Annotated in this window: 20 protein-coding genes; 10 read left to right on the plus strand and 10 right to left on the minus strand. The window is 67.1% G+C overall.

Going from position 1 to position 24539, the window contains the following annotated elements; all coding sequences use genetic code 11:
- Nucleotides 1-26: 26 nt before the first annotated feature.
- From AB0M74_RS27045 to AB0M74_RS27065, 5 genes are all read right to left on the minus strand, one after another.
- Nucleotides 27-341 (minus strand): putative quinol monooxygenase, encoded by a 315-nt coding sequence (locus AB0M74_RS27045; protein WP_366529100.1) that lies wholly within the window; start codon nucleotides 339-341, stop codon nucleotides 27-29.
- Nucleotides 342-367: 26 nt separating this feature from the next.
- Nucleotides 368-3346 carry an MMPL family transporter gene (locus AB0M74_RS27050; protein WP_366529101.1) on the minus strand — a complete coding sequence of 993 codons (2979 nt, stop codon included), beginning with the start codon at nucleotides 3344-3346 and terminating at the stop codon, nucleotides 368-370.
- On the minus strand, nucleotides 3346-4074 hold the full coding sequence (locus AB0M74_RS27055; protein ID WP_366529102.1) for an NYN domain-containing protein: 729 nt from the start codon (nucleotides 4072-4074) through the stop codon (nucleotides 3346-3348). The genes AB0M74_RS27050 and AB0M74_RS27055 overlap by 1 nt, the downstream gene beginning before the upstream one ends.
- Before the next feature lie 79 nt (nucleotides 4075-4153).
- Entirely contained in the window at nucleotides 4154-4963 is an 810-nt protein-coding gene (gene trmB, locus AB0M74_RS27060) for a tRNA (guanosine(46)-N7)-methyltransferase TrmB (RefSeq protein WP_366529103.1), read from the minus strand.
- Between the two features lie 154 nt (nucleotides 4964-5117).
- Nucleotides 5118-6464, minus strand: coding sequence for a lipase family protein (locus tag AB0M74_RS27065; protein WP_366529104.1), 1347 nt, complete (start codon nucleotides 6462-6464; stop codon nucleotides 5118-5120).
- Nucleotides 6465-6644: 180 nt separating this feature from the next.
- On the opposite strand from AB0M74_RS27065, the gene AB0M74_RS27070 reads away from it, so the two are divergent.
- From AB0M74_RS27070 to AB0M74_RS27085, 4 genes are all read left to right on the plus strand, one after another.
- Nucleotides 6645-7427, plus strand: coding sequence for an SDR family oxidoreductase (locus AB0M74_RS27070; protein WP_366529105.1), 783 nt, complete (start codon nucleotides 6645-6647; stop codon nucleotides 7425-7427).
- Nucleotides 7428-7493: 66 nt separating this feature from the next.
- Nucleotides 7494-8633, plus strand: a complete 1140-nt coding sequence (locus AB0M74_RS27075; RefSeq protein ID WP_366529106.1) for a hypothetical protein — start codon at nucleotides 7494-7496, stop codon at nucleotides 8631-8633.
- On the plus strand, nucleotides 8620-10176 hold the full coding sequence (locus AB0M74_RS27080) for a hypothetical protein (protein ID WP_366529107.1): 1557 nt from the start codon (nucleotides 8620-8622) through the stop codon (nucleotides 10174-10176). Before AB0M74_RS27075 ends, AB0M74_RS27080 begins: the two co-directional genes overlap by 14 nt.
- Nucleotides 10177-10431: 255 nt before the next feature.
- On the plus strand, nucleotides 10432-12264 hold the full coding sequence (locus tag AB0M74_RS27085; protein WP_366529108.1) for a phosphoenolpyruvate carboxykinase (GTP): 1833 nt from the start codon (nucleotides 10432-10434) through the stop codon (nucleotides 12262-12264).
- Nucleotides 12265-12335: 71 nt separating this feature from the next.
- Here AB0M74_RS27085 and AB0M74_RS27090 read toward each other — a convergent pair whose 3' ends face one another.
- Together AB0M74_RS27090 and AB0M74_RS27095 are read right to left on the minus strand one after the other, a co-directional pair.
- Nucleotides 12336-13088 carry an HD domain-containing protein gene (locus AB0M74_RS27090; protein ID WP_366529109.1) on the minus strand — a complete coding sequence of 251 codons (753 nt, stop codon included), beginning with the start codon at nucleotides 13086-13088 and terminating at the stop codon, nucleotides 12336-12338.
- Nucleotides 13089-13311: 223 nt separating this feature from the next.
- Nucleotides 13312-14481 (minus strand): glycoside hydrolase family 19 protein, encoded by a 1170-nt coding sequence (locus tag AB0M74_RS27095; RefSeq protein WP_366529110.1) that lies wholly within the window; start codon nucleotides 14479-14481, stop codon nucleotides 13312-13314.
- A gap of 320 nt (nucleotides 14482-14801) precedes the next feature.
- Here AB0M74_RS27095 and AB0M74_RS27100 point away from each other — a divergent pair, with 320 nt between their 5' ends.
- Both AB0M74_RS27100 and AB0M74_RS27105 read left to right on the plus strand, forming a co-directional pair.
- Nucleotides 14802-15752, plus strand: a complete 951-nt coding sequence (locus AB0M74_RS27100; protein ID WP_366529111.1) for a helix-turn-helix domain-containing protein — start codon at nucleotides 14802-14804, stop codon at nucleotides 15750-15752.
- A 316-nt stretch (nucleotides 15753-16068) separates the two neighbouring features.
- Nucleotides 16069-16269, plus strand: coding sequence for a hypothetical protein (locus tag AB0M74_RS27105; RefSeq protein WP_366529112.1), 201 nt, complete (start codon nucleotides 16069-16071; stop codon nucleotides 16267-16269).
- Here AB0M74_RS27105 and AB0M74_RS27110 read toward each other — a convergent pair whose 3' ends face one another.
- The gene (locus AB0M74_RS27110) at nucleotides 16270-17715 is read right to left on the minus strand and encodes an aldehyde dehydrogenase (RefSeq protein ID WP_366529113.1); all 1446 of its coding nucleotides are present in this window, start codon (nucleotides 17713-17715) and stop codon (nucleotides 16270-16272) included.
- Nucleotides 17716-17923: 208 nt separating this feature from the next.
- On the opposite strand from AB0M74_RS27110, the gene AB0M74_RS27115 reads away from it, so the two are divergent.
- Nucleotides 17924-18232, plus strand: coding sequence for a hypothetical protein (locus AB0M74_RS27115; RefSeq protein ID WP_366529114.1), 309 nt, complete (start codon nucleotides 17924-17926; stop codon nucleotides 18230-18232).
- On the opposite strand, the gene AB0M74_RS27120 is transcribed toward AB0M74_RS27115, so the two are convergent.
- On the minus strand, nucleotides 18229-18942 hold the full coding sequence (locus AB0M74_RS27120) for a class I SAM-dependent methyltransferase (protein WP_366529128.1): 714 nt from the start codon (nucleotides 18940-18942) through the stop codon (nucleotides 18229-18231). The genes AB0M74_RS27115 and AB0M74_RS27120 overlap by 4 nt on opposite strands.
- A gap of 277 nt (nucleotides 18943-19219) precedes the next feature.
- Here AB0M74_RS27120 and AB0M74_RS27125 point away from each other — a divergent pair, with 277 nt between their 5' ends.
- Nucleotides 19220-20386, plus strand: a complete 1167-nt coding sequence (locus AB0M74_RS27125) for a glycosyltransferase family 4 protein (protein WP_366529115.1) — start codon at nucleotides 19220-19222, stop codon at nucleotides 20384-20386.
- 206 nt (nucleotides 20387-20592) lie between these two features.
- Here AB0M74_RS27125 and AB0M74_RS27130 read toward each other — a convergent pair whose 3' ends face one another.
- Nucleotides 20593-22569, minus strand: a complete 1977-nt coding sequence (locus tag AB0M74_RS27130) for a hypothetical protein (RefSeq protein ID WP_366529116.1) — start codon at nucleotides 22567-22569, stop codon at nucleotides 20593-20595.
- A gap of 172 nt (nucleotides 22570-22741) precedes the next feature.
- Between AB0M74_RS27130 and AB0M74_RS27135 the strand changes: the two genes are divergently transcribed.
- Nucleotides 22742-24010, plus strand: coding sequence for a polysaccharide biosynthesis protein (locus tag AB0M74_RS27135; protein WP_366529117.1), 1269 nt, complete (start codon nucleotides 22742-22744; stop codon nucleotides 24008-24010).
- A gap of 38 nt (nucleotides 24011-24048) precedes the next feature.
- Nucleotides 24049-24414, plus strand: a complete 366-nt coding sequence (locus tag AB0M74_RS27140) for a VOC family protein (protein WP_366529118.1) — start codon at nucleotides 24049-24051, stop codon at nucleotides 24412-24414.
- Nucleotides 24415-24539 lie beyond the last annotated feature (125 nt).

Consider the following 24539-nt stretch of genomic DNA (forward strand, 5'->3'; position numbering starts at 1 on the left):
CCCCAGGTGCGGCCGCACGATGGCATCTATTGTGCGGCAGGAATATTGCTTGCCGGGCCGTACATCCGCACGTCTGTCCGGGTGACCAGCGGCATCACCTCGGCCAGTCCGATCTCACGGAAATGATCGGCGGCCCGATGTGCGGCGAATGCCGCTGAGTCGACGTATTTTTCGATGCTCACATAGCGCTCGGGCTGTTCGACGGAACGGAATACGTCGTAGGACGTGCAGCCGGGTTCGGTGCGGCTGGCTTGCGCGAGTTCACGCAGGGCGCGACCGAATTCCTCCGCGTTCTCCGGACTCGAGGAAACGTCGGCGATGACAAGCACTGGTGAACTCACACGCCAACCTTAAATGCGGGGCCCGGTCACTCCTGATCGCGGCGGCGCAGCAGTTCGTTGACGCTCACGGTGCGGCCGTCTCCACCGTGATGGCGGCCTTCGTCGGGCTTGCCGGTGCGGCGCGAGGAGCGCAGTTCGGCCATCCAGTTCTCGATGGTGCTGCGCGTGGTCGGCGGCCCGTTGTCCGGTTCGTCGGGCGTCGCCGCGGGGTTCTCCGGTGCCGCGTGGTGGGTCCGATGGTCCGGCGGGGTGCTCGCAGTCGGGGCAGGCACCGGCGTGGCAGGCATCGGCGGCTGCGCGGCAGGAGACGGAACGTGTGCCGGTGCGGACGGTGCCAACCGCACCGTCGGTGTGGTTGGCGTCGAGGAAGTGGGTGCCTGGGTGGTCGGTACCGAGGACGCGGGTGCCTGGGTGGTCGGTACCGAGGACGCGGGTGCCTGGGTGGTCGGCATCGAGGGCGCAGGTGCTTGCGTCGGCGACGTGGCAGCAGTGGGCCGTGGCCTGGTCGGGTCATGCGGCACCTGGACCGAGGGCAGCGGCCGAAGTGCGGGCACCTCGGGCGATGCGGGCGCAGGCTGGGCGGCTCTCGGCCTGCTCGGGTCGTGCACCGGAGTGGCCCGAGGTCCGGTGTGTTCGGGGTTGGTCGGCGCGGATCGCGGCGGCACCTGCCCGAGGCTACGGAAATGCTGTGTCGGCGCCTCGGCTTCGATCTCCTCCACCGTGCGCGGGCGACGCGGCGACTTCGGCAGGCGAGTGCCTTCCGCGAGCGCGGGCATCAGCATCGTGACCGGGTCGGTGATCGGCGTGGTCTTGACCAGGTCGACGACCTCGCCGCCGCCGGGGCGCTCGTCGTCGAGGATGGGCTCCCCGAGGCCGATCTTCTGCTGCACCTTCTTCATCCAGGCAGGGGCCCACCAGCAGTCGTCGCCGAGCAGTTTCATCGTCGCGGGCACCAGCAGCATGCGCAGGATGGTGGCGTCGATGAACAACGCGGCGATCATGCCGTAGGCGAGGTACTGCATCATCACCAGATCGGAGAACGCGAACGCGCCGGTGACCACGAGCAGGATGAGTGCGGCGGCGGTGATGATGCGGCCGGTCTGTGCGGTGCCGATGCGCACCGCCTCGGTGGTCGATGCACCCTGTGTTCGCGCTTCGACCATGCGCGACAACAGGAACACCTCGTAGTCGGTCGACAGGCCGTAAATGACGGCGATGATCAACACCAGTACCGGCGACATGATCGGCTGCGGCGTGAAGTTCAGTAGGCCCGCGCCGTGCCCGTCGACGAAAATCCACGTCAAAATGCCCAGCGTGGAACCCAATCCGAGCGCGCTCATCAACGCGGCCTTGATCGGAAGTACCAGCGAACCGAAGGTCAGGAACATCAGCAGCGTGGTGACGAAGAGGACCAGTGCGATCATCCACGGCATCCGGTCCAGCAGCGCGTCGATGCTGTCCTTCTGGATCGTCGGCTGCCCGCCCACATACATCTGCACGTTGTCGGGTATTTCGAGCGAGCGCAGATAGTCGATGGTCGGATCCGCGTTCTCGGAGTCCGCCAGCGTCGCGGTGGTGCGATAGACATCGGGGTCGTTATTCGACCGTGTCGGTACGTCGAAGGTGCCCGTCAGCCCCGGCGCCTGCTTGGCTTCGGCCCACACCTTGCCGATGTCGGTGCTGCTGTCGGAGACGAACACCAGCTGGATCGGATCGGACTTCCGTAGCGGGAAGATCGAATCGAACTTCGCCTGCGCGAGCCGAGTGGTGTTGTCCGGCGGCAGATACCGCTCGTTGATGCCGCCGAACGCGAGGTTCTTGACCGGAATGATCAACAGCAGCAAGCCGATGCAGATCGGGATCGCGATCTTGAGCGGATGTTGCATCACCCAGCGAGTGGACTTGCCCCAGAAGCCGTTCTCGATTTCTTCGGCGGTCTTGGTCTTGCGGAACCGCTTGAGTCCGAGGAAGTCGACCTTCGGTCCGAGAACGCCGAGCATCGCGGGCAGGATCGTGATAGCGGTCAGTGCCGCGAGCGCCACGGTGGCAATACAGCCGTAGGCGATCGATTTCAGGAAGCCCTGCGGGAACAGCAGCATGCCGCCGAGGCTGGCGATGATCATCGTCGCGGAGAACACGACGGTCCGGCCCGCGGTCATCACCGAGCGCCGCACCGCGGCTCTGGTGTCGTAGCCCTCGGCGAGTTCCTCGCGGTATCTACTCACGATGAACAGGCCGTAGTCGATCGCCAGACCGAGGCCGATCATCGAAACAACGCTGGAGACGAAGGAATTCACCTCGGTGAACCGCGTCAGGAACATCACGATGCCATTAGCGCCGATCACCGTGAGACCGCCGACGATCAACGGCAGCGCGGCCGCGACGACGCCACCGAAGATGAAGAACAGCAACACCGCGACGGCGGGGATGGCGAGCATCTCCATCCGCTTGGAGTCGCTCTTGATGGTGTCGTTGAGTGTGCCCGCCACCGCTTGCAGACCGGCGACCTGCACGTCGATACCAGGGATGGCGAAGACGTCCTTCACATTCCGGAAGTTCCGGACCATGTCGGTGTCGTTGTCGCCCTGGATGGCGATCGAAGCGAAGGTGTACTTCTTGTCCTTCGAGCCGAAGACTATCGGTGACGGTGTGCCTGTCTCGGTCGGCCAGTAGGCGCCGTTGATCTTGGCGATCTCGTTCGGGTGCTCGCGCGGCAGGCTGTTGAGACTGTCGACGATCTTCTGCCTGAACTCGGGATCGTCGATCGTCGTATCGCCCGGCGCGGTGTACAGCACGATCACGTCGCTGTTGTGATCACGGCCGAACGCTTGGTCGGACAACCGCGCGGCCTGCGCGGATTCCGACGTGGGATCGTCCCACCCGCTGGAGCTGAGATGGTCTTCGAGGCCAAGGCCGTAGCCGCCCAATGCCAAGAGAGCGGCCGTCACCACGCCGATTACGGCGAAGCGCCACCGATAGACCAGATCGCCCCAGCGTGTGAACACTAAGCGACTCCTTGCGAGGGGCGAGAGGTGAGCAGTGCCGACAGCGGCCGGAACGGCTGCAGCCAGGCACCCTCATCGGGCAGCGAGTCGAGGCTGACCCTGGGCAGCGGTTCACGGAACACACCCGGGATGTCCTCGAGGTCGATGAACTCGAGGGTATCGGATGTGACGGCCCAACTCGCATGCTCGCGGAAGCCGAGTACCTGAACAGGGACTCCGTGTGCGGCGAGCTCCTCGAGCGGCTCACGGAATGCCTGGCCGTCGGCGGAGGCGACCATGATCCCGGCCAGCCCGGCACCGCGGCTGCGTAATTCGATGTGCGCGAGCATGTCCGCGTCGACATCGGAGTCCTCATCGATCTTCGGCTTCGCGAACACGGCGTAGCCGACATTGCGCAGCGCTTCGACCCACGGGCGGACCACGTCCGCGGTGCCGTTGGCGATATTGGTGAAGACCGTCGCTTCCGGCTCGACCCGGTAGCTGCTGCCCACCGACAGTTCTGCCGTGCGCGCGAGCAGCCAGCGGCCGAGCGCATCGAAACGGGGGCGGTAGGCAGCGGTCGGGCGGCCACCGAGGATCGCGCCGAGCCCCATGTCGAGGTTGGGGGCGTCCCACACCAGCAGGACCCGGCGCAGATCGGGAGTCACACCGCCGAGGACCTCCGGTCCGGTGCCGTGCACCTCCCCGACAACATCCATGACCTCGGGGGTCAGCTCACTGACGTTCATCACTCCGCCTCGCTAGAGCTCGGCTCCGTCATGACTGTCATGACGGCTGAGCTAATTGTTCGCTCGTTGCGCTCGCTCATCATTCGATCTTCCCCCATATGAACTCGGTGATGGCACTGCCAGCCCGATGCGCCTTGCCTTCGAATTTGGTGACCGGCCGCTCGAAACCGATCGGGGCGCTGTCCCGATGCTCGGCACTGACCCCACCTGTGGTCTCGTTCAGGCCGATGAGCTGGGATTCCGCGGCGCCGACCGCGGCGATGTGCTCAGCGTAGTCGGCGTGATCGGTGGCGACATGCAACACGCCGCCGGGGCGGAGCCTGCTCGCGATGAGGGCGAAGGTGGCGGGCTGCAGCAGCCGCCGCTTGTGATGGCGCGCCTTGGGCCACGGGTCGGGGAAGAAGACCCGGACACCCGTCAGCGACTGTTCGGCAATCATGTTTTCCAGCACATCGACGGCATCGCCGCGCAGTAGCCGGATGTTCTCGATGTGCTCGCGCTCGATCCGCTGCACGAGTTGGGCGAGGCCCGGCTTGTAGACCTCGATGCCGATCAGGTTCAGGTGCGGTTCGGCCTGTGCCATCGCGGCGGTGGCGGTGCCTGTGCCACAACCGATCTCGATGACGAGGGGGGCTTCACGGCCGAACCAGGCGGCCGCGTCGAGGCGTTCGTCGGAGACCTCGCCGCCGATGCGCGGCCAGGTGCGTGCCCAGGATTGTTGCTGGGTCGCGGTCAACGCGCCTCGGCGCGAGCGGAAACTCGTGACACGGGGGTACAGGCGGGATGCGGTGCCCCGTCGGGGTTCGTTGTCAGCCGGTACCGATGATGTGGACGGTGGTTCCGGAACTGACTCGGCAGTGTGGTTCGCGGCGTCGTTCACGGCATCCATTGTCCAGCATCGGGTGATCGGGGCGGCAATCGGCCGCTCGCGGTTGCTTGTGGGCCGGTCGAAACTGTGCCGCTAGCGGCTGGTTTGCAGGTCGCTCGAACCATCCCGCCCGCAGATCGCTCGACGCGACAGTGTGGCGTGGGTTACCGGCTGGTCAGGCGGCGCGTTCGCGGGGGATTCTGGATGTGGGCTCGGCCTCCTGCGTCAGCGGCCTGCCGAGCGCGACCTTGGCCGCGGTCACGGCCATTTCCAGCAAGCCGCGCAGTCCTGCGGGTGAGGCCGCGACCGACCACACCGTCGAGTCGCCGGTGTCGTGCACCGGTTTCCCTTCGAGCCGGTCGGCCAGCCAATTGAGGCTGATCGGGGTGGCGAGCGGCAGCAGCGAGAAGTGTTCGCTGAGACGATCGCGCACGTAGGTGACCGTGGCACCACCGCGGCGATACCGATCGACCTGCGCATCGATTCCATCCACATGGATGATCTGGTCGTGGACCGGTTGCACGACCAGCAGCGGACATGTCGGGGTGGCGTGGCCGAGCCTGAGGTCGTCGAGCATGGCCTGCAGATCGGGGGCGGCGAGCACCTCCTCGAGCGGGCGGCTCAGGTAGGCGCCGACGTCCTGTTTGGTGAGGCCGGCGATGGCCGAGAACGGCGTTGCTCGTTCCGCACGTGCGATGAGCCGGTGACCTTCGGGAGCGAGGTCGTTGTCGAACACCGTGCCGAGGGCGGGGTACAGCCTGCGCAGCACCGCGATGACGACGGCGGGCAGCCCGGCATAGGGGCCGCCGTTGAGCCGGGCGAAGACCTGGCCGGGGTCACCGACCGGTGCGCCGAGCACCGCGCCGACGATATCGATCTCCGGCGCGTAGGTCGGCGCCATCTCGACCAGCCAGGAGCTGGCCATGCCGCCACCGGAATAGCCCCACACCGCGACCCTGGTGTCGGGACGCAGGCCGAGCGGCCCGAAATTCAGTGCCGCGCGAATGCCATCGAGCCCGCGGTAGCCGGGTTCGCGCGGGGCGCCGAAGTTTCCGTGTGGTCCCTCATGATCAGCGATGGTCACCGCCCAGCCGCGCCGCAGCGCGTTCGCGACCAGCAGCCATTCGAGCTGGGTGACCGATCCGAGCGCGCGCGATCCGCGTCGCAGCGCGTAGGAGGGCGAACATCGCTCCGCGACGGCGTCCATGGCGGTCTGGAAAGCGAGCAGCGGCCGATCTTCGCTCGGGTCGGCGCCCAGCGGTAGCAGCACCGTGGTGATCGCCACCTCGGGTGTGCCGTGCATGTCACAGCTGCGGTAGAGCAGTTGCCACGCCGCAACCTGTTGCGAGACAAGGCCGAGCAGGGCCAGATCGACCCTGCGGCTGCGCAGGACGGTGCCCGCTGCTTTGGCGGCGAAGCCCTTCGGTGGCCGGAGGAACGGATCGTTGCTCGGCAACAACGGCTTGCGGTCGAATCCGTGATTCGGCTCCGGGTCGACAACGCCGATGACGTCGACGGTCATCGCACCTCCTCATCGAGCAGCGCCGACGAGCGGCGCTCGTCTACGCCGGCCGGCTTGCCGCGATCGAAAGGCGTAGCTGCGCACCGACTATGGTGCCGACCATCACAGCAGCGTAAGCGAGCGACGTTATCTCTGTGAAGCACGGGGGAGGGGGCTCGGCACGGCACTAGACTCCCCGACATGAGCGGACCGACGGTGTTCATCACGGGTGCGGCGGCCGGAATCGGCCGCGCGACGGCGCTGCTTTTCGCTGCGCACGGGTATCACGTCGGCGCCTACGACATCGACGAGGTGGGGCTGACCAGGCTCGCAGGTGACATCACGGGATCGGGCGGCACCGTGCGCACCGGGGTGCTCGATGTGACCAACAACACGCACTGGACCGAGCGGCTCGCGGAGTTCGCCGCCGATGCGGGCCGGCTCGACATCCTGATCAACAATGCGGGCATCCTGCGCTCCGGCCCCTTCGAGTCCATCGATCTGGCCACCCATCAGGCGATCGTCGAGGTCAATCTGGGCGGCGTCATCAACGGCACGCACGCGGCATTCTCGTTGCTGCGAGCCACCCCCGGCGCGCAGGTGGTGAATTTGTGCTCGGCGTCGGCGATCTACGGCCAGCCCCAACTCGCCAGCTACGGTGCGACGAAGTCCGCGGTCAAAAGCCTGACCGAGGCATTGGATCTCGAATGGGAGCAGCACGATATCCGGGTGATCGCGGTGTGGCCGTTGTTCGTGGCGACCGCGATGGTGGACGGTATGGAGACCGCGTCGACCAAGTCGTTCGGTGTGCGGCTCACCGCAGCGGATGTCGCGTCCGGTATCTGGGAGGTCACCCGCAAACGGGGACGGCTGCCGAGGGTGCACTACGAAATCGGCACCCAGGCAAAGGTGCTCGCCGTCGCCGCCAAATACGCGCCGAACTGGGCGGTGCGCACCGCGAACAAATACTTCAGCGGGAGCTGAGCGGTCCGCACCGTCTTCCGGGCCGGCGTCTGACAGAATTGCGCACCGTAAAGGGGGTGTGCAGCTATGTCGACAGCCACCGAAACCAACGGGCCCGCAGCCCGACCGGGCGGACCAGCGCGTGAACTCGACCAACTCGACCATGTGATCGCCATGCTGCGTTCGGGTGGCGGCAACGATCCGCAGCTGTCTAATCAGGTCGGCGTAGTCAGTGCCCAGTGGCGCAGGCCGCCGCGGATCCAGGTGACCGGTCGTGCGCACGCAGGCCGCAGCACCGTGTTGCACGCGCTGGCGCTCATGTCCGCAGTGGAGACCGGTCCGGTGGACGAACCGGGAGCGCCCGACCCGCAGCTGGATGCCGACATCATCGTCTATGTGCTTTCCGGCGCACCGCTGCCCGCCGACCGGCGCATCCTGGCCACCCTGCCGCCCGAGCACACCGTCGTGGTGCTGAACAAGGCCGACGCGGTCGGTTCGCGCTGGGGCGATGCGGTAGCCGCCGCCGAGCAATACAGCAGGGAACTGGGCATTGTCACGCTGCCCGTGGTCGCTTCGCTGGCGATGCGTACCAGGGCGGGCGCGTTGAACGATGCCGACATGGCCACGCTGCAACGACTGGCAGGCACCGCCGATCCCGCGCTGACGCTGTCTCCCGATCTGTTCGTCTCGCCATCGGCCGGGCCCGATGTCGCGGAGCGCGAGCAGTTACTGCACCGCTGGGATCTCTACGGCGTGAGCTCCGCACTCATCGCGCTGCGCCTGGACCCCGAACTCACCCCGCACGCGCTGCTGCAAATCCTGCACGCGGTGAGCGGCATCGACGCGCTGCACCGGCTCCTGCACCGCCGCTACGAGCAGGTTTCGGCGCTGCGCGGTGGCGTGTTGCTCGACGAGCTGGCCCGGCTCGCGGCCGCCGCGGTGCCCGGCGACGGTGGCCATGCCCGCGACATCCTCGAGGACTATCTCTTCAGCGACGACGCATTATGGATGGGGCTGTGCGCCGGAGTCGCCTGCCCCGATGTCGCGCACCTCGCGGCGGGGTACCGTGCGCCGTCGCCCGCCGATGCCGACGACGCGCTGGCCAGGGCCGCGCGCTGGCGGGCGGTTGTCTCCAGCGATATGTCGCCCGCTGCCCGTCGTGCCGCTCTGCGCGTGCACAACGGCTACATCCGACTATGGGAGCGGATGAGCAGTGCCGGACTCTGAGCAACCGGAGCAGGCACTTTCACCGGCCGATCGGCAGCAGGCATCGCGCGCACCCGAGGCGCCACCGCTGCCGCCCGATGCCGAGGCTGTGGTTGCGCGGTGGAATCCGCAGGGCATGGCACTCATGCGGGCCGTTGTCGGTACCGGTGGCGCATCGGCGGTCACGCTGATCGGGCCCAACGATGCCAACACCACGCTGTTGCGTACCGAATTGGCGCGGTTCGAGCCTCGGATCCTGCTGTCGGATCCGGTGGCCGACGCGAGCGCGGCCGTCGAAACAACCTCCCCGTCGGGGGCGGCGCCGTCGGCGGTCGCGTTGATCCTGCTCGACGCAGGCAGCTCGCTCGGTGCCGACACGCTGCGGCTGGTGCAACGGCTACGGACCGACGGCGCTCGAATCCTGCTCGCGATGAACGGGATCCACGCCTATCAGGACTGGCGCTCGGTCCGGGCACATAATCTCGAACTGCTCGCCGCGCAGGGCGCCGCCGACGTGGCTGTCGTGCCGGTCTCGGCCCGGCTCGCGGTGGCGGCCCGCGCGGGCGGCGACGCCGGCCTGTTGGATCGCTCGGGACTGACCGCACTGCATGCCGAACTGGCCGCGGCATCCGCGGGCGCTGAAGCCCAAGGCGACGGCAGGCTCGCGGCCGTCACCGCCCGAGTGCTGGCCGATACCCGCCAACGGGTGGTGGATCAGGTCGCGGCGCTGCGTTCCGGCGCCGAACCCGCACAGTGGCGGGAAGAACGAACCACGCTGCTCGCGGGCCGCGACGGCGGCCGGGCGACGGCGCTGTCGACGATGCGCAGCCAACTGCACCTGGCCAGGGTCGACCTGATGACCGATGTCGGTTCCCGAGTGCGGGCGCTGCACACCGCCGCTCGCGGCGAACTCGATCGCATGCGCCCGTCTCAGCTCGGTGACTATCCGGACCGGTTGCAGCAGGCGGTGACCGAGCTGACCGGTGCTTTCGACCTGGAGATCGAGCGCAGGCTGGCCGAGCTGACGCTGCGGGTCGACGGTTCGACAGTCGAGGCTGCCGTCCGGCGGCGTGATCCCGCCCCCCGAGTAGGCCCTGACCCGGAACCGCGGCACCGAGGTGTCGAAGATCACCTCATGATCGCGCTCGGCGGGTCGGCGGGTGTCGGCCTCGGCCGACTGTTGGTTTCGCCACTCGCGTTGGTGCCGACGCTGGACGTCGCGAGCGTGCCGGTGACGCTGTTGCTCGGGGCGGGTGCGGCGGGCTGGGTGGTGCGTGCGCGCCGACAGGTTGCCGATCGCGCGCACGTCAGACAGTGGGTGTCGGACGCGCTGGTCAATGTGAAAGCCCAGCTCGAGCAGCGGGCGGCGACCGCGCTCGTGGAAATGGAGACCGCGCTCGCCGATCGCGTGGTGCGTTCGAGCACCGCGCGAATGGTCGAGACAGATCGCCGTGTTGCCGAATTGGAGGCGCGGCTGCGACGTGCCGCGGCCGAACAACCCGGACAGCTCGCCGCGTGCGAACGCGATATCGAGATCATCGATCGGCGGATTTCGCCAGAGTAAATCGGTATCTATTGGGTACTCGAGGGACAACCCGATCTGTACCCGATTCCGTACTGGTCGTCACATCGCGTTAACCTCTAATCAGGAACCTGGGCGTCCGCTTCGTCCATGTACGCCGTCCAGCCGGGACGTGCATTCGACTGGTCGTAGCGGGTGCCTTCCCGCCAATGGTGGCGCTCGGTGTGTTCGCGCTGGTCATGGGCCTAGAGGCCAGACGGAAGCATCGTAGAACCGCCCATCTCAGGAGAGTTTTTCATGACCTCAGCGACCATTCCTGGTCTTCGTGGATCCGACGGCAAAACGCCGACCGAGCACAGCGAACTACTCGCCTGGGTACAGGAAGTCGCAGAACTCACTCAGCCGGAGCGAGTGGTCTGGGCGGACGGTTCCGATGACGAATGGGATCGGCTGACCAACCAACTCGTCGCGGCGGGCACGTTCAAGCGACTCGACGAGAAGAAGAAGCCGAACTCCTTCCTCGCACTTTCCGACCCCTCCGACGTGGCTCGAGTCGAGTCGCGCACCTATATCTGTTCGAAGACCGAGGCCGATGCGGGCCCGACCAACAACTGGGTCGACCCCGCCGAGATGCGCGCGACCATGACCGAGCTGTACCGCGGCTCGATGAAGGGCCGCACCATGTACGTGGTGCCGTTCTGCATGGGCCCGCTCGGCGCCGAGGACCCCAAGCTGGGCGTGGAGATCACCGACTCCGAGTACGTGGTCGTGTCGATGCGTGTGATGACCCGGATGGGTGCCGCCGCGCTGGAGAAGCTCGGCACCGACAAGCCGTTCGTGAAGGCGCTGCACTCCGTCGGCGCGCCGCTGGCCGAGGGCCAGGCCGACGTGCCGTGGCCGTGCAACGACACCAAGTACATCACCCACTACCCCGAGGACCGCGAGATCTGGAGCTACGGCTCCGGCTACGGCGGCAACGCGCTACTCGGCAAGAAGTGCTATTCGCTACGCATCGCCTCGGCCATGGCCCATGACGAGGGCTGGCTGGCCGAGCACATGCTGATCCTCAAGCTGATCTCCCCGGAGAACAAGGCCTACTACATCGCCGCCGCGTTCCCGAGCGCCTGCGGCAAGACCAACCTCGCGATGATCCAGCCGACGGTTCCCGGCTGGCGCGCGGAAACCCTCGGCGACGACATCGCCTGGATGCGCTTCGGCAAGGACGGCCGCCTGTATGCGGTGAACCCGGAGTTCGGCTTCTTCGGCGTCGCGCCGGGCACCAACTACAGCTCCAACCCCAACGCCATGGCCACCATGAACGCGGGCAACACCGTCTACACCAACGTCGCGCTGACCGACCACAACGACGTGTGGTGGGAGGGCCTGGAGGGCGAGCCCGATCACCTGATCGACTGGAAGGGCAACGACTGGTACCTGCGGGAGACCGAAACCCTTGCCGCCCACCCGAACTCGCGCTACTGCACGCCGATGGCGCAGTGCCCGATCCTGGCACCCGAGTGGGACGACCCGCAGGGCGTGCCGATCTCGGCGATCCTGTTCGGCGGCCGCCGCAAGACCACCGTCCCGCTGGTGACCGAGTCCTTCGACTGGCAGCACGGCGTTTTCATGGGAGCGACGCTCTCCTCGGAGCAGACCGCCGCGGCCGAGGGCAAGGTCGGCACCGTGCGCCGCGACCCGATGGCCATGATCCCGTTCATGGGCTACCACGTCGGTGACTACTTGAACCACTGGATCAACGTCGGCAAGAACGCGGATGCGAACAAGCTGCCGAAGATCTTCTACGTCAACTGGTTCCGGCGCGGCGCCGACGGCCGCTTCCTGTGGCCCGGATTCGGTGAGAACTCCCGCGTGCTGGAGTGGATCGTCGGCCGCATCGAGGGTTCGGCCGAGGCCGAGGCGACCGCGATCGGCAACGTCCCCATCGCGGCGCAGATGGACCTGGAGGGTCTGGATGTCGACGCCGCCGACGTCGACGAGGCGCTCGCCGTCGACGCCGACGAGTGGCGCAAGGAGATTCCGCTGATCGAGGAGTGGTTCGAGTTCGTCGGCGACAAACTGCCTTCGGGAGTGCGCGACGAGTTCGAGGCGCTGAAGGAGCGCCTGGGCTGATAGCGCCCTGACGCTGATTCGCCCGCACCGTTTTCGCCAGACGGTGCGGGCGAATTCGTTTATCCGACAGGTTATTCGGAGTAGGGGGCCATCCGGACGAGTTGCAGAAAGCCGACACTGTTCAGCAAGGCGGTGCGGCCCTTCGGTACGGCCGCGGCCTCGGCCTTGAACGCGGCGATCAGATGCCGCTTCGCCTCGTGACGCGGATGCCGTTGCAACAGTTGCGCGACCCAGTCCGGGTCCAGTTCCGGGAAGCGCGCCCCGATCACATCCACCGAGGCACCCGCGGATACGAACCCGCCGGGATCGCTCAGATCGTTGGCGACACCAGGGGTGATGTGTGCGGCAATCGCGGCCCCGATTTCCTGTGCGCGTTCCGGATCCGCGCCCTCGCGCGCCGCGAACTCTGCGGCGCGTTCGCCGCCTGCTACCGCGAAACATCTACCCGAAGTAGGGCTTTCGAGCTGGAGATCATGTAGCAGGCAGGCGACATAAACCAATTCGTCGTCGTAGTGAACACTGTCGAGCTCGGCGAGCACCCGCCCGTAGAAATAGGTGCGATACGAATGCTCGAGCATGTGAATCGAAAGCGATTCGCGGGCTTCGGTTTCCGCCGCCTTGGCGAGTTTCGAATCGGGCACCCGCAACCCGGCGAACGCCAGCCGCCCGGTGCCGTGTCTTCCGAGCGCGCGTTTGAGCTGCGCACCGCCCAGTTTCGGCAGCGTCCGCGCCAGCGCAACTGCCAACTGCCGGTGCTGTGCTCCGGAGAGCGTCCCTCCGGTCCGGGTCGCCCATTCCCAGTCGATCCCAGCACGTGCACCCACGTTGCCTCCTTTTCTCGTCGAACGCTTCTCGCTGTTCAGTGAAGCCCCCATGCCGACTATCGACGAGTGGCAGAAATGCCAGTAATGCTCGGTTTCCCGCCAAGTCGAGTATCGAAGAGCCCGGACGACAGGGTTCGAGTCGTACCGGGCTTCGGCGGTGCGGGGATGCTCGAACTCGCCGTCCGCGACTCCCGCAGTCAATGCATATCCCGCGCCTGCGGTGCTAATCCGCGTCGAGGATCTTCTTCGCCTTCTGGTAGTACTCCTCGCGTTGCGTACTGCCATTGGTGCCGCCGTTGATCTCTCGCGTGATCGCGTCGAACTGCGACTTGTCGGCCTCGTCGTTCAAGTCGTGCGTCTTCCAGTACCACCCGGCGACGTCGAAGGCGTGTTCCGGATCGGCGGCCAGTTCCGGATGACTGACGAGGTCGACGCCGATTTCTTTGCCCGCCGCTCGATAGTTGTCACGACCGGTCACCTGCAGCGCGCCGCGCCCACGGAAACGGGCGCCGTCACCGGACTTGTCGTTTCCGAGCGACTGGCCGACCGCTGTTTGCGGTCCATAGTTGCTATTGAAATATTCGGTGTCGCCGTATTCGGTGAGCGTCCGGAGCTGGTCGGTTTCATGGATGACCTGTGCGAGAAATGCGGCTTCGCGTTTCGGATTGGTTATCCCGGCCTTGCGCATGGCCTCGTTGAGGTACGGCAGATATTTCTCGAGCTTGTGCGCATCGGTTTCCGGGAGCAGTGCTTTGAGCTGCGCCAAGGTCAACGGGCCCATATTCGCGGCGCTCGAATTGTTGTACCCGGTCACCGCCTCGAACTTCTTCCAGACCCGCTGTAGCGCCGATACGACCTGCTCCAGCAGCGAGTTTTCCACACTGGCGGGGAGTTCGTCGGATCCGGCTGCCGTCAGCGCCGCCCTGAGGTCGACGACTTCGTTCCAGATGTAGGTGTTGAGCTCGGTGCCTTGTTCGGCGGCTGCGGCCACCTCGTCGGCGATCTTCGTATGGTCGTCGATCAGACCCTGCTTGATCTCCGCGATTTTGCCGACCTTGTCGTTGTGATCTGTGGTGGCAATGGACTTGTCGTTCTTGTCGGTGAGGCCCGCATTGCGGAGAAGTTCGTTCACATCGGGCATCTCGTTCGGTTTGCCGACGCCGAGCTGATCGACCATCGATTGCATTACGCCGCGGGCCAACTCGACGGACTGCGCCAATAGTGCCTTGGCTTTCGGCGGCGGGGACAGCTGTACCGTCCAGCCGAACCACCCATTCGTGGGGCAGATCGCGGCATTGTCCGGCCCTGCGGCACCGGGGGAGGTAGCCGGTGGATCCGATGCCTCGGCTTCGGCGACGATCCTTGAACGGATCGGGTTCTGCGCTGGCCCCATCGCTCCTATTTTTGCAGGAGTCGTGGTTTTCCTGACTCAGGCAATGGGCTCGGCGGTTGAGTTGTCGAAAACCCGCTGTGGCAATGAGCCATTGGGTGCGACCGCCCGGCACCGCCGCCGCTTCGTTCGTCATCGCCGTGGTCAGGTGCTGTTCGAAGCCATGCCTGGGGTGACGCCCATTCCCAATCCACACCCGTCGGCGCAGCCCCGCGGGTCTCCTCGGTCTTCGATAACGCTTCGCGTTCAGTGAATCGCGTGTGCGGAAGTCCGACGGGTGGCGCAAATGTGAGTAGTGCTCGGATTCATGCCAAACTGGGTGAGTGAGGCAGGTTGTCGCGCTGGTCCTGGATGGGGTCATGACCTATGACCTGGGCTGCATCGTGCAGGCGTTCCGGCACGGGCCGGGAAAATTCGGCGTGGCGGTCGGATTCGAACTGGAGACGTGTGCGGTGCGGCCGGGACCGGTGTGGACGCCGAGCGGATTCGATCTGCATGTCGCACACGGGCTGGAAGTGATGGCGGACGCGGACATCGTCGTGGTGCCCGGCATCGGTTTGCCGACATTGCCGCCGCCGGACGCGGCGTTGGAGGCGCTGCGGGCCGCCGCGGCGCGCGGTGCGACCATGGTCAGCGTGTGCGTCGGCGCGTTCGTGCTGGGCTGGGCCGGATTGCTGGACGGCAGGCCGGCGACAACGCACTGGGCCTACTGTGATGACTTCGCCGAGCTGTTTCCCGCGGTGAAGCTCGACCCCGCCGCGCTGTACATCGACGACGGTGACGTTCTCACCTCCGCCGGGTTGTCCGCGAGTCTCGACCTGTGCCTGCACATCGTGCGCCGCGAGCTGGGCGCGGCAGCCGCGGCGGAGCTGGCCCGATGGAACGTGACACCACCGCACCGTGAAGGTGGGCAGGCTCAGTACATCCCGGATGCCATGAGCGCCAACGGTTTCGGTGGTGGACTCGCCGCGACCATGGCGTGGGCCGCGGCGAACCCGGCGGCCGCGCCCGATGTTCCGGCGCTGGCCGCGCACGCCTTGATGAGCGAGCGCACCTTTATTCGTCGATTCAAGGCGGCGGTGGGCACCACGCCACGACGATGGCTGGAGGCGCAGCGCACGGCGCGTGCTAGAAAGTTGCTGGAGACCACTGAAATGCCGGTCGAGGTCGTCGCGGCACAATCCGGATTCGGCAGCGTCACCGCAATGCGGGTCCACCTGCGCGCCGCGACGGGCGCCACGCCTGCGGGGTATCGCAGGTCGTTGCGCCGATGACTCGAGGCGGTCGGAGCTGCGGGCAGGCCGGTTTACGTGCGCCAGCGCAATGCGCGCGGACGACACGCGCGGATACGCTAATCTCCGACGAGACGGTCACGATGGTGGGTCCTGCTCGCCGAGATGATCGCGGACCGTTAGCTGGGTAGGGCTTGCTGGATCGCGCTTCGGGTGGTTGCCTGGAGTGTGAGGTTTGCCCAATAGGTGGCTTACGATTGATTGCCAACAGTTAACTGATCGACTTTCCTTGATCGGCTCGTGACTGCGCGATGCGCGTGGTCACGAGCCGGTCGAAGCGCGAGAGGTGGTTGGGAGCATGACGAATCTGGAGACCAGTGGGCGGGCGCCCCGGTTTGCCGGACTCGAGCCGGCGACCGCGAGCACGCCGTTGCGGCGGGCCGCCGGCCGACTACAGGCGGTATTACCCCCTGGCTGGCGCGTCGAGATCGTCGACACGCCGATTGTCAGGGGGCGTGATCACCAGCCGGTGCTGCGGGTGGTCATGGCGGGGACTTGATCATCCCGTCCAGCCGAGCGGCATGAGCACCGACTTCTGCTCGCAGAAGGAATCGAGACCTTCGGGGCCGTTCTCGCGGCCGAGGCCCGAGTTCTTGTACCCGCCGAAGGGCGAGCTGGGATCGAAGGCGTACCAATTGATCGCGTAGGTGCCGGTGCGCACCCGCGCCGCGATCTCGGCACCGTGCTCGACATCGGTCGTCCACACGGAGCCTGCCAGGCCGTATGCCGAGTCGTTGGCGATGGCCACCGCCTCGTCCTCGGTGTCGTAGGGGATCACCGACAGTACGGGGCCGAAGATTTCCTCCTGGGCGATGGTCGAGGAGTTGTCCACATCGGCGAAGATCGTCGGCTCGACGAACCAACCGCGATCCAGGTCGGCGGGACGGCCGCCACCGAGTACCAGCCGCGCGCCCTCTTCCTTACCCTTGGCGATGTAGCCCTCGACGCGCTCGCGCTGCTGCTGCGAGATCAGCGGGCCGAGTATCACCGTCGGGTCGGTAGGATCGCCGACCTTCATCGTGCGCACGTGCTCGACCAGCGCCTCGAGGATCTCGTCGTACCGGCTGCGCGGCGCGAGGATCCGGGTCTGCGCGACGCAGCCCTGGCCGCTGTTCATCAGGCCCGAGAAGGCGAGAACGGGGATATTGGCGGCGACATCCATATCGGGCAACAGGATTGCGGCAGATTTGCCGCCGAGCTCCAGGGATACGCTCTTGAGCTGGCCGGTCGCTATCGCACCGATCTTGCGGCCGACCGCGGTGCTCCCGGTGAAGGTGACCTTGTCGACGCCGGGGTGCGAGACGAGGTACTCGGCGGTCTCCGCCTCCGCGGGCAGCACCGAGAGCACGCCGGCGGGCAGGCCGGCTTCGGTGAAGATGTCGGCGATCTTGTTGGCGGTCAATGGGGTCAGCGGTGCGGGCTTGAGCACCACAGTGCAGCCGGCCAGCAACGCGGGGGCGAGCTTGTTGGCCGCGAGGAAAAGTGGAACGTTCCACGCGGTCACGGCCGCGACGACGCCGCGCGGCTCGCGCGAGACTCGGGAGGTACCGAACACTCCGGTGCGAGTTTCGTTCCAGGGGAAGGACTTTGCCAGACCGGCGTAGGCGTCGAGCGCGGCGACCGCGGGGATCTGGTTGAGCGTCATGGCGATCATCGCCGGTGCGCCCATTTCCGCGGTGAGCGTGGCGAGCAGGTCGGCGGAGCGCTCCTCGATCAGGCGCGCTGCGCGGCTGAGGACCTGGGCGCGCTCCTCCGGCGGGGTGGACGGCCATGGGCCGTGGTCGAAGGCGTGCCGTGCGGCGGCCACCGCGGCGTCGACGTCGTCGCGAACGACCACCGGGACGCTGCCCACCGTCTCGACCGTGGCGGGCGAGATGACCTGGAGCCGCTCGGTGCCGGCTGGCGCGGTCCATTGGCCGCCGATGAACAAGCTGTCGTAGTGCATGAGAACACGTTACAGTTTTGCGGCGCACTTGTCTGTAACCTGTTTCAGTTTTCTCTCCGGCCGCGGCGCTGAGCTGCGTGAATTCCAACCTGTCGGTTCGCTTTTCAGAGAACGCACTATTGCGTTCTGTTGCTGGAAAGGGGATGCTGTAGCTACTGATCAGCTCGCTCGATTCATGAACCGATATCGCAGTTGGGGAGTCAGAGCCATGGCGGTGCAAGTGATCGGGCGGTCGCTGATGACGAGCGATCAAACCGAGCATCAAGCTAAAAGCGTAGGCGCGGGTGGCTGGGTTGTTTCGTTCCTACCGGGTCGCACGCTGACCATCGAGCAGGCCACCGCGGCCATGCAGGCGGCGGAGGCTGTGGCAACTGTGGAGATGCTAGCCGACCTACTCGCGCTCACCACGCTGGAGACCGTCGGCCTCGCCATTCAGGAATCGCCCTGGGTCGAGTCGTCGTATGGAACCTGTGGCAGGCGCAGCTGGCGGCGCGGCTGGCTGGAGCGGCAGCCTTAGCGGCTCTTGGTGGCGACGACCACCAGGTTGCTCACCAGCAGCTCGCGCAGCAGCGGTATGCGGACCAGCCACCAGGCCCAGCGCGGGTGATAGCGCGGGAAGATCGTGCGGACGTCGGCGGGAGTGGTTGTCGCCCAATGTAATCCGTCTACCGCGGTGACGGCGAACATCGACTTGCCGAAGCGATTCTTCGGTTCCTTCCCATGCTTGCGCTGGTACCGGCGTGCCGCATACTCCCCGCCCAGGTAATGCCACGGTCCGGTCTCGTGCCCGCCGAAGGGGCCGAGCCACACCGTGTAGGAGAGCACGATCAGCCCGCCGGGCCGGGTCACCCGCACCATCTCGTCGGCCATCAGCCACGGGTGCGGGACATGCTCGGCCACATTCGAGGAAAAGCAGATATCCACCGCGTCATCGCGAAACGGCAGTGCCATCCCCGACCCGCGGACCGCACCCGACACCGACAACCCGGCGGCGTGCATCTCCGACGGATCCGGCTCCACCGGGAGGTATCGCGCGCCGGTCTTGATGAACTCGTCGGCGAAATAGCCGGGACCGCCGCCTACATCGAGAATGGTCGCGTCCCGCAGTCCGCGTCCGGTGACATCGGCATAGAAGTCGCCGATCATCGCCGCACTGTCGGCGGCCAGCTCGCCGTAGAACAGCGCGGGATCGCTCTGCTCGAACCGGAAGCTGCCGAGTAATCGCATCGACCGCCGCAATGTTGCCCGCCGCGCAAACCGGGATGCGGCGCGTCCGGCCCGCCGCGGCGAGCCTGCCGCCGCGGCGTCCGCTGGCGTACTTTCAGCTCTCGGCACGGCGGAGAGTCTCGCATAACGCCCGCAATTCGCTCCAACCACTGCCACCGGAGGGGGCAATACGCGATATCTGGGCCGGTGGGCAGGATGTGGACGCATGCACAGGTTAGGGTGTTGGGCGATATCCGACGTCCCCGATCGGGACCTGCCGACCGAGAGAAGCTCTATCGTGCGCGAAGTCCTCCTGCTGTGCTGGCGTGACACCGGGCACCCGCAGGGCGGCGGCAGTGAACGGTACCTGGAGCAGGTCGGCGCGCAGCTCGCCGCGCGCGGCGTCAAGGTCACATTGCGCACCGCGCAGTATCCCGGCGCGCCGAAGCGGGAACGCATCGACGGCATCGACATCAGTCGGGCCGGTGGGCGCTACTCGGTGTATCCGCGGGCCTTGGCCGCCATCGTGCTCGGCAGGCTCGGTCTCGGGCCGCTGCGCGGGCTGCGACCCGACGCGGTCATCGACACTCAGAACGGCATCCCGTTCTTCGCGGCCGCCGCGACCAGCGCGCCATCGGTTGTGCTCGTCCATCACGGGCATCGCGAGCAATGGCCGGTCGCCGGTCGCCTGGTCGGCCGGATCGGCTGGTTCATCGAGTCGCGGCTGTCCCCGCGGGTGCATCGTCGCAACCAATACCTGACCGTCTCGCTGCCTTCGGCTGAGGAACTTGCCACGCTCGGGGTCGACCGGTCGCGTATCGCGGTGGTCCGCAACGGCGCCGAGCCCGTCCCCGCGGGCGCACCGACCGGTGCCGCGGTGACGCGCACCCCGGACCCCCGCATCGTGGTGCTCTCCCGTCTGGTGCCGCACAAGCAGATCGAAGACGCGTTGGCCGTCGTCGCCCGGCTGCGCACCCGCATTCCCGGCCTGCACCTGGACGTGATCGGTGACGGCTGGTGGGCCGACAACCTGAAGACCGACGCCGCTGACCTCGGCATCGCCGACGCGGTCACCTTCCACGGCCATGTGGACGAACGCCGCAAGCACGAGTTGCTCGCCCACGCCTGGGTGCACGTCCTGCCCTCCCGCAAAGAGGGTTGGGGCCTGGCCGTCATCGAAGCCGCCCAACACGGCGTCCCCACCATCGGCTACCGCAGCTCCCGCGGCCTGACCGACTCCATCGTCGACGGCGTGACCGGTCTGCTCGTCGACGACGTCGCCCAACTCGCCGACTCGGTCGGTGACCTCATCGACGACACCGAGGCCCGCACCGTCATGGGCGAAAAAGCCCGCGCACGCGCCAACGAATTCTCTTGGGAACAAACAGGAAAAGGCGTCTACCAAGTCCTCGCCGCGGCCGCCAGGGGCCAACACACCGCTGGTCTCCTCCCGCCCGGTCCCTGATACCTTCCCGCTGGTCGGTGGCTATGGCTGTGACGGTCTTGCTCGGTCCGTGACCATCCCGCCGGGCCTGGATGCGCCGTGGCACGAGCATCGCTCGGATCCTGACGTCAGCGCTTCGGCGGAATGGTTTCCGCTCCGGCGCCGACGTCGCGCGCCGGTCTGGGAGGTTGCATGTGATCGGATGACGGGTGTATCGGGGCGGTCGGCTACTGGTGTTGTGGTGTTCGACGTGACCGGGATGCCAGGAGAAGGCCGCCGATGAGTAAGGCGGCCCACAAGAGGTGGGCGACCGCGGAGACGGCACGGCGTGTGGATTCGGTGTCGCGGTGGGCGGCGTCGGGCACTCGGTACAGCGCGAGATGGGTGTCGCTGAAGACCGGATTCAGTTGGGCGAGAGTATTTTTCGATTCGCCGAGCGGGCCGGGGGTGGTGCGCTCCAGCAAGACCCAGCCGACGCCCAGTTCGGCCAGGTCTGTTGCCGGCCCGCCGCGCAGCAGCAGACTTTCGACTTCCCGCGCGCGGGCGCCCTCGCCCGCGACGGTGCGGCCGTGCACCGGAAGCTCGCCGGTCTGCAGGACATCGCGGGGAAGCATCCGTGGCGCCGGGTCCAAAACTGGTGTGCGACCGCTATACGGGAACCGGCGGAACATGCCGCCGGGCAGCACCGCGACATCACCGGGCCCGTCCATTCGCTCCGCCACCCGCTGCCACCCGATCGGATAGTGCACGGGCCGGATCGCGCCACTCACGCCCCATCCGAGATCGAACAGCGGCAGGGTCAGTAGCGCGATGAATATCGTTGCGGTCAGCGATATTACGGCCGTCGTCGCGCGCCCCATCGGCGCGACTGCGCAGGCCGCTGCCGTCGTCGCAGCCCTTGGCATCTCATCCATGGACTGGCAAAGCGGTTGTGACTGTGCGGTATCCGCCGCCGCGCGGTCTTTCGATGCGAACAACTGGGCGAGGGCATTGCATCCGGCCGCCGCGCACAGCGCATATGCGGGCATCGCGAGCGCTACGTATTTCTGTGTGTCGCGAAGCAGACCCGCGCCAGGAACCGAGGTAACGAGCCACTCGAGCACGTCCATGCCCCATGCCGTCGCGCCCAACGCGGGCAGCACGATGGCGACGGCGGCCGAGACCAACAGTCGCCGCCGTGTCTGTACGCCTGCGCGTTGGCTGTCTGCGATGAATGGAGTTTCCGCAGAGGCATTTCCGTCGACAACGGCGCGGACGCCCGTCGCGACAATCGCGACCAGGAAAAAGGTGCCGACGAGGGCGAGCAGGGTGGTGCGGGAGTTCACAACGGCATCCGAATTCCAGATTCCGCCGAGCCCGGCCAAGCTACCGAATGTGCCGAGGCCGGGTTCGGCGCGAGCGGCGAAGGCGGCAATGCCTGCCGGGTCGGAGGGCTCGGAACCCGCTGTGGACAGTGCTGTCGCGGTCAACCACGGCGCGGACGTGGCCAGTAGCAGCACCACCGTCCCCGCCATGTTCCGGCGGCCGACCAGCACCAGTGCCAGGCACCCTGCCAACAGCGCGCCTGTCGGCGTGAGCCCCGCAGCGGCGAGGCACGCGGCCAACGCCCCCCATGGACCGACCGCGGCGAGCCTTCCGCCCCTTCCCCCAGGAGAATCGTTCTCTGGACGATCGGTGGGGAGTTCGAGGTCGGCGGGTCGGCGTGCGCCGCGCGATCGGCGCAGTGGGGTGGATGATCGAATTCGGTAGGCGGCCAACGCTGTCCAGGGGAGTGCGGCGTATCCGGCCAGCAGGCTCCAATGGCCTTGCAGCAGGCGTTCGGCCACGTAGGGGTTCCACAGTGCGACAGTGGTGGCCACCAGTTGTGGGGCTGTGGTCACCTGAAGCAGTTCACGGGCCAGTATCGCAGCGCCGTATCCGGCGGCCCACAGCGCGACGAGCAGTATCGCCTTGACGATCAGGCCGCCGTCGACCATCGGCGACAGCACCGCGATCAGCGCGTCCTGCGGGACGGCCCGCGGAGCGGCGTCGCCGAGACCGAGTGCGGAGTCCGTCGGATAGGAACGCGGCGTGCTCACCGCATCGCGCAACAGCAGATAGCCGGAGCCGAGCAGCGGACCGGTGATGAGCAACGCCAGTATCGCGCTGTAGCCGGCGGGAACCAACCTCGCCCACCGGTCGCGCCGAGCCTGCCCGTCACTCACGGTTGTCGACCCTACGTCCCGGTCGCGACCCCCGGCGTTGCCGGGGCAAATCCAGGTGCGGGGAGCGATGTAGGCGATGTGGTGCATTGCCTCCTCGCCCTGGCCCCGGCCCTGCCTGGCCGTGGCTGGGTGCCGGGTGCCGACGGCCGGGGCGGGGCGGAGGTGATGGCCGATGAAGTGGGACGATGGCTACGTGCCTGATGTCCGTCGCCTACCCGTTGTGGCGGATCTGACGTTGGTGACAGCGGGAGCCATGACCGCCAATGTGGCGGGGTATCTGCTGCAGTTGCTGGCCGGGCGGTGGCTGGGAGTTACGGGGTACAGCGAGTTCGCCAGCCTGCTCGCGGTGCAGTTGTTGTGTGCGGTGCCCGCGCTGGCTTTACAGAATGTAGTGGCACGGGAGTTGGTGCGTGGCGCGAGCGTCGCGGCGCTGCGCGGATTGCAGTGGCGATGCGCGGTGATCGTCGCGGTGGTCGCGGCGGTGCTGGCGCCGTTGGTGACCGCGGCACTGAGTGTCACAGCCGCGGCGTCGGCCGCCGCGCTCGGTGCGGCGCCGGCGTTGGTGGTGCTGTCCGGTGAGCAAGGGATGCTGCAGGGCGGCAGGCGGTTTCGGGCATTGGCTGTCGTCCTCGGCACGGCCGGGGTGGCGCGGGTGGCGCCCGCGCTCGCGGTGCTCGGGCTGGGTGGTGGTGCGGCTGGTGCCCTGTGCGCGGCGGCGCTCGGGATCGCCGCGGCGGCGGTTTTCGCGCGGTGTGTGGTCGGGTCACCTCCGCCGCGGTCGGGTACCGACCGCGAGGCACTCGACGCCCTCGACCGCGATCCGAGCTTCGTCGGCGTACTCCCGGTGCTGCGGGCCGCGCAGGCCCAGGCGGCATTGATGGCACTGTCGTCGGCCGACCTGATCGTTGCGCGGATCGTCTTGGGTGAGGTGGACGCCAGCCGGTACGCCCTGGGCGCCATTGCCGCGAAGATCGCCTTCTGGTTGCCGCAGGCGGTCGGTGTGGTGCTGTACCCACGGATGGCGCAGCCGACGCATTCGGCCCGTGCGATCCGGGACGCGCTCGCGGTGCTGTCCGGCATCGGGGTGGTCGCGGTGCTCGGCGCGGCCGTTGCGGCACCGCTGGCACCGTTGTTCGCGGGACGGGACTATGCGCCGATCGAGGGCCTGCTGTGGGTCTTCGCGCTGCAGGGCGCCATCCTCGCGGTGCTGCAAGGAGCGCTGTTGTCGGCGATCGCGGTGGACCGGACCTCGCTCGCCGCAGTGACCTGGGTCGGACTCGTGGTCGAGGTGACGCTCATGCTGTCGCTGGCACGCTCGGTGCCCTCGCTGATCACCACCGCCGTATGCATCGCGGCCGCGACCACACTTGTTGTCGGTCTGGTCGTCTTGCGCACCGCCGACCATCGGGGACCGGCCGAGCCACAGCACCTCGCTGGTTGAGCCACGGACACGGGCCGCGCTCACCTACGATCAGCCCCATGATCACCGCTGTGCACACCCTGGTCTACGCGGAAGATCCCCACGCGGCACGCGCGTTTTTCCGCGATGTGCTGCGCTGGCCGAATGTCGATGCCAATGACGGCTGGCTCATTTTCGGAACCGGGCCCAGTGAGCTGGGGGTGCATCCGGCCGATGGTCCACCGACGCACGAGATTTCGCTCATGTGCGACGACCTGGACCACACCATTGCCGATTTGGCGCAGCGCGGAGCGCACTTCGAGGGCGATATCGCGGAGCGGGCCTTCGGCCGCTGCATCGGCATGCGCATTCCAGGCGCCGGGACGATGCTGCTCTATCAACCCCGGCATCCGGTCGCCTATCCCTTGGGTGCGCCGCTGCCCTGAACGGGAAACGAACTCGGCCCCCGGCGGGAACTTGGGTTCATGCGGTCGTCGCAACACTCTCGATTGAGAGGTTGCGGCGACCGTGTCGTTTTCCGGGGATGTTGCGGAGTTCGGTGACCAGCTGG

The organism is Nocardia sp. NPDC051463 (assembly GCF_040681975.1).
Taxonomy (GTDB): domain Bacteria; phylum Actinomycetota; class Actinomycetes; order Mycobacteriales; family Mycobacteriaceae; genus Nocardia.

Excerpts from the sequence above, each read along its gene's own strand:
- trmB (WP_366529103.1), bottom strand. The coding sequence starts at position 4,963 with ATGGATGCCGTGAACGACGCCGCGAACCACACTGCCGAGTCAGTTCCG.
- AB0M74_RS27120 (WP_366529128.1), bottom strand. The coding sequence starts at position 18,942 with ATGCGATTACTCGGCAGCTTCCGGTTCGAGCAGAGCGATCCCGCGCTG.
- AB0M74_RS27115 (WP_366529114.1), top strand. The coding sequence starts at position 17,924 with ATGGCGGTGCAAGTGATCGGGCGGTCGCTGATGACGAGCGATCAAACC.
- AB0M74_RS27055 (WP_366529102.1), bottom strand. The coding sequence starts at position 4,074 with ATGAACGTCAGTGAGCTGACCCCCGAGGTCATGGATGTTGTCGGGGAG.
- AB0M74_RS27070 (WP_366529105.1), top strand. The coding sequence starts at position 6,645 with ATGAGCGGACCGACGGTGTTCATCACGGGTGCGGCGGCCGGAATCGGC.
- AB0M74_RS27140 (WP_366529118.1), top strand. The coding sequence starts at position 24,049 with ATGATCACCGCTGTGCACACCCTGGTCTACGCGGAAGATCCCCACGCG.
- AB0M74_RS27105 (WP_366529112.1), top strand. The coding sequence starts at position 16,069 with ATGACGAATCTGGAGACCAGTGGGCGGGCGCCCCGGTTTGCCGGACTC.
- AB0M74_RS27095 (WP_366529110.1), bottom strand. The coding sequence starts at position 14,481 with ATGGGGCCAGCGCAGAACCCGATCCGTTCAAGGATCGTCGCCGAAGCC.
- AB0M74_RS27135 (WP_366529117.1), top strand. The coding sequence starts at position 22,742 with ATGAAGTGGGACGATGGCTACGTGCCTGATGTCCGTCGCCTACCCGTT.
- AB0M74_RS27075 (WP_366529106.1), top strand. The coding sequence starts at position 7,494 with ATGTCGACAGCCACCGAAACCAACGGGCCCGCAGCCCGACCGGGCGGA.
- AB0M74_RS27065 (WP_366529104.1), bottom strand. The coding sequence starts at position 6,464 with ATGACCGTCGACGTCATCGGCGTTGTCGACCCGGAGCCGAATCACGGA.
- AB0M74_RS27085 (WP_366529108.1), top strand. The coding sequence starts at position 10,432 with ATGACCTCAGCGACCATTCCTGGTCTTCGTGGATCCGACGGCAAAACG.
- AB0M74_RS27110 (WP_366529113.1), bottom strand. The coding sequence starts at position 17,715 with ATGCACTACGACAGCTTGTTCATCGGCGGCCAATGGACCGCGCCAGCC.